Below are 13148 nucleotides of genomic sequence, written 5' to 3' on the forward strand. Positions count from 1 at the left end.
CACACAAAAAAGCACAGCTCACTCGCTGTGCTTTTCCTAAGATTCTACCCACTCTTTTCTTAGCGTAAATAGATCTTTTAATTCGTCTGTTGATAGTTCCGTAATCCAATTTTCACTCTGAATCACTTTTTCTGAAAGTTCTTTTTTGCTCTCGAGCATCATATCAATCTTCTCTTCTAATGTGCCAAGCGTAATCATCTTGTGCACCGTCACGAATTTTTTCTGTCCGATACGATGGGCACGATCAGTCGCTTGATTCTCAACAGCTGGATTCCACCATCGATCATAATGAATAACGTGATTGGCTTCGGTCAAGTTGAGACCAGTTCCTCCAGCTTTTAGAGATAAAATAAAGATCGGATGCTCTCCGTCTTGAAAACTTTCAATCATCTGGTCACGTTTTTGCTTGCTTAGACTTCCATGCAAAAAGAGAACGGATCTGCCAAACTTTTTCTCCACATACTTCTTTATTAATTCACCCATAAAGATAAACTGTGTAAAGATCAAGCACCTTTCATCTTTTTCAAGAATTGCATCGATCAATTCAATCGTTTTTGCAAATTTAATAGACTGATCCTCAAGTTTTCCTAGCTTATCATTCTTCGTATAAAGAGCCGGATGATCGCAGATTTGCTTTAATTTGCCTAACATCGCGAGTAATAATCCACGCCTTTGCATCCCTGTAACTTTTTCTAACTGCTCAAACGTATCTTGAACAAGTCTTTCATACATAGAAGCTTGTTCTTTTGATAATGGACAATATTCTTTGATCTCTTGTTTCTCAGGCAGATTAAGCTGTACCGCTGGATCCATCTTCGTCCGTCGCAGCAGGAATGGTTGAACAAGCTGTTTTAACTGCTGTAAACGCAACGTATCATTGTCTTTCTCAACTGGTACTACAAACTTTTTCTGAAACGATGGTTCGCTCCCTAAATATCCTGGGTTTAGAAAGTCGAAGATCGCCCATAGCTCAAGAAGCCTGTTTTCTACAGGAGTTCCCGTTAACGCAATCTTGTGACGTCCGTTCAGCCTGCGGATACTTCTTGATTGTTTTGTATAACTGTTCTTGATGTTCTGTGCCTCATCGAGTACGATCGCTTCCCAAAACGTTTCACTCATCTCATTAAAATCAAGCTGGCATGTCGTATACGAAGTGATAACAACATCGAATTTTTTGTACCACTCAGTAAATTGATCTCCTTTTTTCCGGTTCCCTCCGTAATGAAGACCTACCGATAAAGTCGGTGAAAAGTTTTGAAGCTCCTTTTGCCAGTTTCCGATTACAGAAGTAGGACATACGAGCAAAAAAGTGCCTTCGTGCTTTTCTTTTTCTTTCACTTTTAAGAAATAGTCAATGGTCTGAACGGTTTTCCCTAGTCCCATATCATCTGCTAAACAACCACCAAGACCGAATTCCCGGAGAAAGTACATCCATGAACTACCTGTCTTTTGATAGTCTCTTAACGTTCCGATCAAGTTTTCAGCTTTTGGCTGAATAGGTAATGTCTTGATCTCTGTAAGCTGATCCATCCATGCGTTCAATGGTTCATCCCACTCAATGTCAAGCATCGGTCCTTCTGACTCTATTCCTTCAAGACCATCTTCAGCAGGGTTGGTTTCCATGTTTAGCAGATGTTGTTCTAACACATCTTTTAGCTGTATGCCTGTACGATCCACGTTTTTAATAAGATGCCGTACTTGTTTCATCCACTCAGGATCGACTCTGTACCATTGACCGTTTCTTCGCACGAGTCTTCTGCTGCCATCAACGAGTTTTCGAAACTCTTCTTCTGTAAGCTCTTCGTCCCCCGTTGACATTCGCCAATCAAATTGCATGATTGCATTTAATCCAAGGAAAGACGGTGCACCGCCAGATTGCTGCGATTTTGTTTTTATCTTTGCTTTTACTTTCGGTTGAAGTTCTTGAACGGTCTGCCACCATGCTGGAAGGACAACGGTAAGTCCAATCTGCCTTAACAGATCGCTTTTTAGCGTTAAAAAATCCCAAGCCTCTTTTTCGGTTATCTCATTACGAATTTCTTTACGTGTATTTGGTTTTAACCATGAGATTAATTTTGTTACGAGCTCTATATCAGATTCTAACATCTCTTTAAAAGGTTTCCATTCCTCTGGGAGAAGTGTGCTCTTTCCGAGATAAGGTACAGCTATTCCATCATCTTTTTCTTGAAGAATGACGTTCAGCTTCCATATATCTTCACTACCTTCACCATCATTAGCAGGTTCAGACAGTTCAAAAATGATATCAAAGGGCTTCGGATCTTTTCTCCAGCCAATCTTAATCAGCCATTCCTCTTCATTCAAGTGATTTAAGGCCGATATAATCTGTCGAGGTACCCCCTTCATACGATCTCTGTTAAAGTTTGAAGGCAAGTAAGTACTTCCGTCATGTGGCAATGTAGAGAGAGCTTCATTCAACCACGCCGATTCAATTCTCTCTCCATCCGTTCTCCATGCCCATACCCCTGTTTTCCATGCCTCGTAATCAGGAGTAACCTTATCTTTTTGCATCAAACGAAAGACATCGTTAGCCTCTCTTACAAAAGCCCAAGAATCTTCTTCCCAATTGTTTTCCGCCAGAAAAAAGTCGGGGTAGCGATTAAAAAGATCAAATGCTTCCCCAGCATCCAAATAAACATTCTGATCATCATCAACATCTAGCAATGTCCCGTAAAATGAAGGCTTATGCCATGTAAATAAAAGAGGTTTCCAGTCGTTTACATGCACTCTTTTTTGATGTTTTGTGGCCCATAAAACCATGTTGCCATGAAGCCATTTCGCGTGTAGCAAAAGATTGCTTGTATCGATCATGAAATAAACTTTCCTTTCCTAAGCTCTTCCTGAAAGGCTCTAAGCCGCCCATAAACTGTAGCAATCTGATTGATATACTGTGAAAAACGTTCTTCTTCTCCAAGATCAAAATATAAAGTGCGAAGCGTTTTTAAATGTTTAATGGCGGATTGATAAGATTTTCTTGTCCTCTCATTAATAAGCCTATCGATCGCTTGATGATAGATCGGCAAAGCAGATTCTTTTTGAAAAGACACGACCTCTTTTAGATCTTTTCTTTGAATCAACTCTGGTGAGTAGCCCATGATTACTTGCAGTTCCACCCATCTCTCATGCTCACCGATCACCATCAAATATTCACCATACTCATAGAACGTGATGGGTAAAAATTCGATCAGCATCTCTTCATACTGATCCTCGTCACCTGTGTGTTGAGCGTACTTCCAAAAATAGCTTAAGTATTCATGAAAAAACTCTCGAGAATCGGAATGATAATAGTACGTACCAACACCTTCTAAGAAATATGGCTTAAGATCGAGCAGCCATAACAAGAGGCGATCCCATTCTTGTTTGTCTACCAATAACTTCATCCAAACGAGATAATGAACCATGTCTACTTTTTTCTCACACTGAGTTAGTCGTTTGAAAGCAAGTTCTTCATTTCCACTTGCAAAGGCAAAATGAACAAGAGCCAGTTCGAGCATTTGAGATGTTTTGCCACTCTCTTTTTCTTCTAAAAGCTGCTTCTCATATTTAGACACCCAAGCTTGTTCAATATAAAGTAACGACCAGCTGATCTGGAATAGATAAAATAGAAGATGTCCCCACTTAGGTGGAATCTCATATAAACTCTGAAAGTTTCTTAAACTTTCTTCCACAAGCTTTTTATTCTCATTTAGTAACTTTTTGCTGTCGATCTGTTTTAATGTAATATACATTTGATCACATAGTTTCTCAACGGTAGCATCAAAGTTCGATTGCATATATGTAGCCACACCATACTGAGCTTCAAAAGAAAACAATCGGAGCAGCGTTTCGATCTGTACGTGATATTTGTATAACAACGCAATATCTTCGTCAAAGAATTGTCCTGCATTTAAGAGCGCAGGGTAATAATCTCGGTAAATATGAACAAACGTATAACTCGTATCTTTTCCGTCTGCGAGATCTCGAAAGGAGACGGTTTGCAGTTTACGTCTCTCGAATGTTTCAAACCGTTCTGAAAAATACTCACGCCATAGTTGAACAGAATGTGTGTTTTGAACTTTTTGCTCAGGCGTTTCATAATGAACTTGAGTTTCGCCCTTATCTTTATGCTCTTCAGTTGGTTTCATTCCGTCTCCCCCCTTTCTTTTTATTACCAATTATAGCAAAATACATCTAGACTCATTCATGTATATCATATCTATTTTAAAGGAAACCGATGAAATTGACCAAAGATACACATTTAACACCTAAAACAATTCCAATTTTTACCGATAACTTTAAGTGAAGTGTCTCATAAAGGCTTGTACAAGCATGAACCAAAGTATAAGTTATTTGAAAAGAAGTTCCGTGGAGTTAGGTTTATCTTTAATGATATGCCAGTCAATTGCCATAGAGACTTCTTAGTCGTTACATCCCGAAAGGAAGAACTACTTATGATAGAAAAAAGTATTCAAGAACGAATTCTCCTATTAAGAGAAGAATTATATCGAATCTCAAATCAACTAAACTATGAACTAACACACCCTAAACTGGTCACAATAAGCCAACAGCTCGACCAATTATTAAATCAGTACGCTGAAATCCAACAAAAAGCATAAAAAGCGACCTTTATCCAGGTCGTTTTTTAATTTACAGAAAGCCTTCCATCTCCTATATTCTCAATTCGACATACAACCCCAGCCTTATGTAGATTTTTGTAACATTATCACTTTTTTAGACGAAACCCTTTTTCTTTTTGTAAATTTATTGCATATTAAGTGAAGACAAAATCTCTCATGAAAGTTGTGAATGAAACATGTTATTGCAATTAATTGAGGAAAAACGTGAAGTATTGTTATGTCTTGGCAAAACATATGGTTTAACTGCTAAAGAAACAGTAATCTGCAGTCAGGAATTAGATCAGTTATTGAATCGCTTAGATGAGTTTATTGGTGAGCCTAGCGATAACTCGTAATTTTTGTCTATTTCCTGGGAAATTTGTCGTTTAAGAATCTTATTCTCTACTTTATCCTATCGTACATCATGGATATCTATTAAATTCCATAATTACCTATTATTATATGAAAATAGTAATGTAATCTGTTTGTTATCTTCTCCTAATGAGTTTGTTACATTCGATTAGTATAATTGGCAACCGAGGCGTATTTAACCAATTATACATATTAGGAGGAGTTATCATGATAAAAAAATGGGTAATTACAGGGGCTCTGGCATTCGGATTGCTCGTTTCTGCTCCCGTTAGTGGATTTGCAGCAATGGGGGATCACACTCTCCGACCGGGTACTTGGGACAATGACGTATATGAACTTCAAGGAAAATTAAAAGCGCTAGGATTCTATGATTTTGCTGTAACAACAGGTTATTATGGTCCCGTTACTAAGCAAGCCGTAACAGACTATCAACGAGCTAAGAGCTTATCAGTAGACGGTATTGCTGGACCTCAAACGTTTAACAGCATTCAAAATAACGTTACAAAAAAGAGTATGACTGTTGCTGCGACTGCCTATACGGCAAGTTGTGAAGGCTGCAGCGGTACAACTTTCAATGGTACAAATCTAAAAGAAATTCCTTATGCAAAAGTAATAGCAGTTGATCCAAACGTTATTCCTATCGGATCTGTTGTTTATGTTCCTGGTTATGGTTATGCTGTGGCTGACGATACCGGTGGTGGAATCAATGGTAAGGAAATTGATGTATTTATGAAGAACTATTCTGATGCCGTTAATTGGGGAAGAAAAAGTGTAAATATTACAATTTTAAACTAAATGAGATGAGGTCACTGTACCTCATCTTTTCTTTGCTCACAGCGTAAAAAACGCTGTGAGTTTTTTTATGTTTACATTAATTTCAAAAATATTACATTTTTTATTTTCTAAATATTATAATAATGATAAAGTTAAATTAACTTTTTTGAGAGGATGTACATAAATGAACATGAAGAATCAGATGACAATAATTAAAAATGCAATAGCTGAAGTGTTAACAGGAAAAGAAGAACTTGTCGAATTAACGATGATATCGATCGTCAATAAAGGTCATTTATTATTAGAAGATGTACCTGGAACAGGAAAAACTGTACTTGCTAAAAGCCTTGCTCGATTAATAGGTGGAGAATTTAAAAGAATTCAGTTCACACCCGATATCCTTCCCGCTGATATTACGGGCATACAGTTCTTTCATCCGAAGCATCAAGAGTTTGAGTTGCGTCCCGGTCCAGTTATGACGAACATCTTATTAGCAGATGAAATTAACCGTGCGACTCCTCGAGCACAATCTAGTCTATTAGAAGTGATGGAAGAAAGACAGGTTACGATTGATGGTGAAACCCTTCCCCTTCCGTCTCCTTTCTTAGTTCTAGCAACACAGAACCCTATTGAATCTCACGGAACATTCCCCCTTCCTGAGGCCCAGCTTGATCGTTTTTTTATGAAATTACCGTCTGGCTTTCCAAACTACGATCAAGAAAAAGAAATGCTTCACATGTATCGTAAAAATAACCCACAAGATTCTTTAGAACCTGTCTTCACTTTAGAAGGTATATTAGTCATGCAAGAAGAAGTAAAGCACATTCATGTTAGTGATAGTGTTGAGAATTATTTACTATCCATCGTTCACGCGACCCGCAGTCATGAATTTATTGAGAACGGTGTGTCTCCTCGTGGTACCCTTGCCTTTATGAGAGCTGCTCAAGGCGCTGCTTATGTACAAGGAAGAACGTTCGTTACTCCAGACGATGTCCAATTCGTAGCTCCTTATGTTTTAACTCACCGATTAGTATTGACGATGGAAGGAACGATGAGAAAAACGAAAGATCAAGTGTTAAAAGAGATCCTTGAAGCTATTATTGTCCCTGTAGAATCTGAGGCAGGTAGATAACATGCAATGGAACAGCGAGGTATGGATTAAATCCATCTTTCGGGCCTTAGTTATTTTCAGCCCATTAATACTTTTGATAGGTTTTTATCGTAATATTCCATTTCTGTTTTTATTAGGACTTGCGATCATTTTTTTGTATGGAACATTATTGCTGCAATCTAGATCAGCAACAAAGGACATTGTTTTAGATACTACTAAACAAGTTCATCGTTTGTTTCCGGGTGATACAGATCAGTTCCATGTAAAACTTGTTCATAAAGGAAGGTGGCCTTCTTATAGAGGAGAGCTCATCTTCACACATCGAGCTCCGATAGAGGTCATAGGTCATGTTGAGTCCAACAATACTTCAAAAGGAAGAATTGAAGTTAAGCGTCATTTTGCACTCTATCGCCAAACAGCTTTTACACAAACAATACCTTATACTGCTACAAGAAGAGGAACAACAAGAATTTCTAATTTGACACTTCAAGTACAAGATCCTCTTTCATTAAGTGGTCAAGCCTTGGCTTATAACGGTATATTTCCAACAGAAATTGTCGTTTACCCGAGGCCACTCCCTGTTCATCGTATTGAGCATCTGTTTTCTCAAGGCAGCGGTGAAGCTGTAAGACCTTTTGCATTATTTGAGAACGTATCTCTTCCTGCAGGTAACCGAGACTATTCTCCAGGAGACTCTTTTCATAAAATACATTGGAAAGCTACAGCACGCTCAGGCTCGCTTCAAACAAAAGTTTTTGAAAAAACAGTTGTATATCACTGGACATTTGTTTATACGATACTTCCTGATCATAAAGAGATGAAATCTCTTGAGGATATGGAGAACGAGATCAGTCACTTGGCATACATGTGTCAATTTGCTGCTGAAAAAGGGATTCCTTTTGAAGTGTTCATTAATTTTAAAGTTCCAGGTCCGATGGGGATGTATCATGTGCCAACTGGAAGCGGAGCGATCCACCTGAGCAGTATCCTTGAAGGTCTGGCGAGGATTGACCGATCTAATGTTATCGTGAAACCTCAGATCATGTGGAATAAGATGGATCGTAGTTTTGTTGGAACGAGTCCTTTCGTCATCTTTTTAGGTCATATTCCTACTGACCAAAGTTCTCAAATCTTAATTAAGAAGTGGTCTAGATCAGGTGGAAGAACCTTTTATGTCGAGCATAACGAAGAACATGCCATACTGATGCCATACCTTTCATCGGAGGTCGCATCATGCTAAAGAAAAATCAGCAGTTTTCACTTTATGGATTGAACGTAACCTTTGATGCCATGCTTGTATTTATCTTCATGACCATCTTTTCAGGTGGTGCAACGTGGTTTGAATTCGTATGGTTCACGTCAAATCTCATTCCAATTATCGCGGTTAGCGGAGCTTTATACCTTTACAAACCTAACTTAAATAAGATCACCCTTCTTGCTGTTGTGATCTTATCATCACTGTTGTTTTGGTATATGACTTCTTCTCTCCTTTTATCCATTCTGATCTCAATCGTCCTTATGTGGAGAAGCGCAGAAAATTGGAATGATCCTTTTAAGACAGATCTTGAATTAATTTTTGGTCTTGGCGCAGTGTTAACATTCTTTCTTTCGCTCTTTTTTAAAGATGGCTACACCGTCATATATGGAGCAATCTGGACACAATTCATGCTCATGTTGCTCATTAAAATGACTCTGCACTATTTTAAGAATGATTCTATTCGGATCGTAATGAAGGATTTTGCGGTTCCTTTAACGCTAGTTGGGTTAAGCGGGGTGATCCTTGCTGTATTAGGACCGTTAAAACAACTAATTTATTGGATTCTAGACGGTGTATTCTTCATTTTGTATTATATTTTGGCGGTTCCTCTTTGGGAGTTGCTTTCCCTTCTTCCCCCATTGATTCAAATGATTAAGAAATTGTTTAATACAAAAGAAGGCGGAAAGATGGAATTGAGTAATAAGACAGAGGACATAGTAGAGCAGCGTCCTGAAACACTTGCGGAATCTCCGATGCTTCTATACACGACAATCGCGATTCTTATCATCATCGTCATATTCTTTCTTTGGAAAAAGAGAAATATATTCAACAATCAATCCAGCCTTTTGCTTAATGGAAACATTTCAGTTCTTGATAGTTCATATGCGAACAGCCAGTTGATCGGCAAGAAAAGATGGCTTCACTCCAAAGACAGGACTAGAAAGAAATTTTTACAATTTGAAAAAGTGATGGATAAGAAGGGATTTGGAAGAGAGCCTGGTGAATCTGCGGTGAACTGGTTTCTAAGACTTGAACTATCCGGAAAAGATGCAGATTCTGTTTTAGCTGCTTATGAAAAAGTACGTTACGGTGAAGAGAGCATTTCTGATACTGAGTACAATCAGTATGTAAGTGCATTGAAAAAATTTGAAAAGTCGGATCACTTGAAGAAGAAGCCGAAATAAGACGGCTTCTTTTTTCTGTTCATACCACCTCATTTAATATAGACTAATAATATATAATTAGTCGGATTTCTTGCATACAAGGAGGATATTATGACAAAAAAAATATATGTGATTCATGAGAATAGTGAATGGACTGCTCCGTTATTCCAACGTTTTGAAGAACTCGGACTACCTTATGAAGATTGGCATATGAAAAAAGGACACATAGATCTGACAGAAGCTCCACCACAAGGTATTTTCTATAACAGAATGAGTGCCTCCTCTCATACGAGAGGACACCGATATTCACCTGAATACACGTCTGCGGTACTATCCTGGCTTGAGAGCTATGATCGTAAAGTATTTAACGACTCAAGAGCGCTTCAGCTCGAGATCAGTAAAGTGAAACAATACAGCGCATTAAAAGCATTTCATATACCTGTTCCCAGAACGATTGCCGCTTACGGAAAAGATGAACTGATACATGCTGCAACGAAATTTAACGGCCCTTTCATCACGAAACACAACCGTGCGGGTAAAGGTCTAGGCGTTCAATTGTTCCAAACGCAAACTGCACTAGAGTCTTATGTACATTCGGAGAATTTTGATGAATCCATCGACGGAATTACTCTGCTACAAGATTATATCGAAGCACCAGAACCTTATATCGTGCGCTGCGAATTTATTGGCGGCAAATTTTTATATGCCGTTCAAGTAGATACTTCTGATGGATTCGAACTTTGTCCGGCTGATGCTTGTCAGATAGGTGATCAGTTCTGTCCGATTACAGATCAGACAGAGAATCTAACGCCAAAGTTTCAGATTCTTAAAGACTTTGTTTTACCAAATCAAGAAAGTTATGAAGCATTCTTAGATGCAAATGGCATTACATTTGCCGGTATCGAGATCATTACGGACAAGAGTGGAAACGTATATGCTTATGATGTAAACACGAATACGAACTACAACCGTGATGCTGAAGCAGAAGCAAATATATATGGCATGAAGGCGATCGCGGAGTTTTTAGGTACAGAATTATAATAATAAAAAGGTGACGGTCATCTCAAAATATGCCCTCACCTTTTTATTAAGCTATTAAGTATGATCCACAACTACAGGAGTCTGATTTAAACTCTCCCATAGATAATAAGTGATATATGTACGCCACGGTGTCCAATCCTGCGCAAGCATCCTTACCTCTTCTTCTGACGGTTGCTCATCTAACTTCCAAACTTGACGGATGGCATTTCTTAATCCAATATCTGCAGCAGGCAGTACATCCGTTCTTCCCATACCAAAGATTAAAAGACATTCGATCGTCCATTTCCCTATCCCTCTTATAGGCAATAGAGCTTGTAGAACTTCTTCATCCGATATACTCCATAAGCTTTCTAAATCAAGATTACCTCCTGCAATAAGCTTTGCTAGGTCAATGATATATTCGGCTTTTCTCTGACTGAATTGAAGCTCACGAAGGTCTTCATACTCTAGCTTTGCAACAGAATTTGGAGTTGGAAACACTTGAAATGTACTTCCCTCTACTTCCACTTTATCGCCAGCAAGCTCAATCAGGCGTTCGGTCAACGTTCCAGCAAAAGTTAAGTTTACTTGCTGGCCGATAATAATTTTTACAATAGACTCAAACAGGTCCGTGTCTGTCAGAAGCTTTAACCCCTCAAAGCGTTGCAGTACTCCAACCAATTTCTCGTGTTCTTCAAAGTGGTTATAAAGAGGTGACAGATCGACTTCTGTTGAAAACAATTGTTGTATTTTTTTCTTAACTGCCTCTTCAGATACTCGACCAATTAAAGGTATTGCTTTACAGTTCAGAATAGGGTTAGTAACCGTTCCGCTCGATACTACTTTTACATAGCAAGGAATTTCTTCTATCCTGATTATTTTTTCGTATTCTGTAAATTGTTCATTGAGTTTTAAGACATGAGTTTTCCCTGTAACCGTTAGTCGCTGCATCATCTTTTGAAAATCAAACGGTGGTTTAGGTTCAATCACAAACTCCATCCATAACCATCCCTTCTTATTGAAGCTACTTACCCTCTTTTACCTCTTTATCGTTATCTTCATTATTTATATAGGGATTGTCGTCTAACTGATCGATTGTATGTTTATAGGCATAACCTTTTGTAATGGCGGCTGCGAAAATAATTACGACGAAGATAATGATAACGAGGGTAATTAATATTGAAATCGTTAATATGCTCATACAGACTCCTTACCAAAACTGATGTTATTTGTATGATAGCACATTTTCCCATTAAACAAACGTAGTTCACGATGCATAAATGGTATGAAAAAAGCAGCTATGCCCAATTTCAGACACAACTGCTTAGCTATTATTTACTTTTCTTCATATTTTTCATGCATCACAATACGATTAACATCGAAGCGTTCTGTAGGCTTTGCAGGACCGTCAGCATATCCTAATGTAATCATCATTACAGGAATGAATCGTTCTGGAATTCCAAGAGCAGGCACAATAGCAGCATGATCGAATCCTGTCATCGGACATGAATCAACACCAACTGCTTTAGCAGCAAGCATGAGCTGCATCGCACCGAGTGATGCATTTTTAAGTGCTTCTCTTTCGCCGATCGCACGCCCTTGTGAATAGGCAGAGTTAATATTTTTCAATAACATATTTCTTGCTTCTTCTGGAGCTTTTTCAAATACTTCTGCAGCTACTTTATCTGCTTCTGTGTCTCCTAAGACTACCACTACAGCTGATGCATCCAGCACATGCTTTTGATTATAAGCAATCGGGAAAAGCTTTTCTTTTTGTTCTTGAGATGTTACTACAATAAAACGCCAGTGCTGCAGATTCCATGCTGATGGAGCTTTCCCAGCCATCTCAAAAATCTGGTGAAGTGTTTCGCTCGGAATTTCTTTGTCTTTCTGATACAAACGGACAGAAGATCGTTCTTCCATAACTTTAAATGTTTCGTTCATTTCTTCCACTCCCTATTCCGCATTCTGATGGTTTCTCTATAAAATAAAGAGGTGCCAATTTTCGTTGACACCTCGTTACTATTCCACCAATTATAGTGGGTTATCAGTTGAAGTCAAAAATTATGCAAGCGTTTCGCTGATACTAATTCTTTAGCCAATTCAGTCGCTCTTTCACTTGCATCAGCCAAAATTTCTTCTGCACGATCTGGTGCTGCTGCCATACCTTCTGTAAATACATGATGATAATCAGTAATTCCGATGAATGCCATCACACCTTGAAGATATCCGTTCGTAAACTCAAAAGCTTGAGCAGGACCTTCAGAATATACACCACCACGAGATTGAACGTGAACAGCAGTCTTGCCGCCTAATAATCCAGCTGGGCCGTTCTCTGTGTATTTAAACGTCTTTCCTGCCATCACTACATTATCGATATATGCTTTAAGCATTGGAGGATAGCTCAAGTTCCACATTGGTGTGTTAAAAACATACATGTCTGCTGAAAGGAATTGTTCTAAAATTTCGCCCATACGGCTTGTTTTCTCTACTTGTGATGGAGAAAGCTCTTGCCCTGCAGCTAATTTGCCCCAAGCATCTAGAACATCAGCATCGATGAACGGAATGTTCTCTTCATAAAGATTTACCGTTTCGATTTCTACGTTTTCGTTTTGATTAGACAGTTCGTTTAAGAAGTGACGTCCTAGGCGAAGTCCGAACGATTGATCCATTGGTTTTGGGTTAGAGTTAATGTAAAGTACTTTCATTTTTGTTTCTCTCCTTTATGTCTGTTGTAATTAGTGATTAACTTCTCTTTAGTAAGTTGATTCTTTTACATCATAATTCCATAACTTACTTTTGTCAAGCACTAAACTTTTAATTATTATCATGATTTA

Annotated in this window: 12 protein-coding genes and 2 pseudogenes; 8 read left to right on the forward strand and 6 right to left on the reverse strand. The window is 38.4% G+C overall.

Annotation, left to right across the window (positions count from 1 at the left end; translation table 11 throughout):
• Nucleotides 1-36: 36 nt before the first annotated feature.
• On the reverse strand, nucleotides 37-2829 hold the full coding sequence (locus FS458_RS16290; RefSeq protein ID WP_144702587.1) for a DEAD/DEAH box helicase: 2793 nt from the start codon (nucleotides 2827-2829) through the stop codon (nucleotides 37-39).
• Nucleotides 2826-4142 (reverse strand): hypothetical protein, encoded by a 1317-nt coding sequence (locus FS458_RS16295; RefSeq protein ID WP_144702590.1) that lies wholly within the window; start codon nucleotides 4140-4142, stop codon nucleotides 2826-2828. The genes FS458_RS16290 and FS458_RS16295 overlap by 4 nt, the downstream gene beginning before the upstream one ends.
• Before the next feature lie 306 nt (nucleotides 4143-4448).
• On the opposite strand from FS458_RS16295, the gene FS458_RS16300 reads away from it, so the two are divergent.
• The 8 genes and pseudogenes from FS458_RS16300 to FS458_RS16330 all read left to right on the forward strand — a co-directional run bounded on the left by FS458_RS16300 (nucleotide 4449) and on the right by FS458_RS16330 (nucleotide 10332).
• Nucleotides 4449-4613, forward strand: a complete 165-nt coding sequence (locus FS458_RS16300) for an aspartyl-phosphate phosphatase Spo0E family protein (protein ID WP_144702593.1) — start codon at nucleotides 4449-4451, stop codon at nucleotides 4611-4613.
• Nucleotides 4614-4810: 197 nt separating this feature from the next.
• Complete coding sequence (locus tag FS458_RS16305) at nucleotides 4811-4969, forward strand: aspartyl-phosphate phosphatase Spo0E family protein (protein ID WP_144702596.1); 159 nt, start codon at nucleotides 4811-4813, stop codon at nucleotides 4967-4969.
• A gap of 301 nt (nucleotides 4970-5270) precedes the next feature.
• Nucleotides 5271-5459, forward strand: a pseudogene (locus FS458_RS21130) (peptidoglycan-binding domain-containing protein); the annotation flags it as partial.
• Nucleotides 5460-5483: 24 nt separating this feature from the next.
• Nucleotides 5484-5780 (forward strand): annotated as a pseudogene (locus tag FS458_RS21135) (3D domain-containing protein); the annotation flags it as partial.
• Nucleotides 5781-5943: 163 nt separating this feature from the next.
• Nucleotides 5944-6891, forward strand: coding sequence for an AAA family ATPase (locus tag FS458_RS16315; RefSeq protein WP_144702601.1), 948 nt, complete (start codon nucleotides 5944-5946; stop codon nucleotides 6889-6891).
• Between the two features lies 1 nt (nucleotide 6892).
• Nucleotides 6893-8110, forward strand: coding sequence for a DUF58 domain-containing protein (locus FS458_RS16320; protein ID WP_144702604.1), 1218 nt, complete (start codon nucleotides 6893-6895; stop codon nucleotides 8108-8110).
• A complete protein-coding gene (locus FS458_RS16325; RefSeq protein WP_144702607.1) occupies nucleotides 8104-9312 on the forward strand; it encodes a DUF4129 domain-containing protein in 1209 nt (402 codons plus the stop codon). Before FS458_RS16320 ends, FS458_RS16325 begins: the two co-directional genes overlap by 7 nt.
• A 90-nt stretch (nucleotides 9313-9402) precedes the next feature.
• Nucleotides 9403-10332, forward strand: a complete 930-nt coding sequence (locus FS458_RS16330; RefSeq protein ID WP_144702610.1) for an ATP-grasp domain-containing protein — start codon at nucleotides 9403-9405, stop codon at nucleotides 10330-10332.
• Between the two features lie 54 nt (nucleotides 10333-10386).
• Here FS458_RS16330 and FS458_RS16335 read toward each other — a convergent pair whose 3' ends face one another.
• The 4 genes from FS458_RS16335 to FS458_RS16350 all read right to left on the reverse strand — a co-directional run bounded on the left by FS458_RS16335 (nucleotide 10387) and on the right by FS458_RS16350 (nucleotide 13019).
• Complete coding sequence (locus FS458_RS16335) at nucleotides 10387-11310, reverse strand: DNA-3-methyladenine glycosylase family protein (RefSeq protein ID WP_144702613.1); 924 nt, start codon at nucleotides 11308-11310, stop codon at nucleotides 10387-10389.
• 25 nt (nucleotides 11311-11335) lie between these two features.
• Entirely contained in the window at nucleotides 11336-11512 is a 177-nt protein-coding gene (gene ytzI / locus FS458_RS16340; RefSeq protein ID WP_144702616.1) for a YtzI protein, read from the reverse strand.
• Nucleotides 11513-11646: 134 nt separating this feature from the next.
• Entirely contained in the window at nucleotides 11647-12255 is a 609-nt protein-coding gene (locus FS458_RS16345; protein WP_144702618.1) for a nitroreductase family protein, read from the reverse strand.
• Nucleotides 12256-12368: 113 nt separating this feature from the next.
• Complete coding sequence (locus FS458_RS16350; protein ID WP_144702621.1) at nucleotides 12369-13019, reverse strand: FMN-dependent NADH-azoreductase; 651 nt, start codon at nucleotides 13017-13019, stop codon at nucleotides 12369-12371.
• Between the last annotated feature and the right edge of the window lie 129 nt (nucleotides 13020-13148).

The sequence above is a fragment of the Fictibacillus phosphorivorans genome (assembly GCF_007673525.1).
GTDB classification, from domain to species: Bacteria; Bacillota; Bacilli; order Bacillales; family Fictibacillaceae; genus Fictibacillus; species Fictibacillus phosphorivorans_C.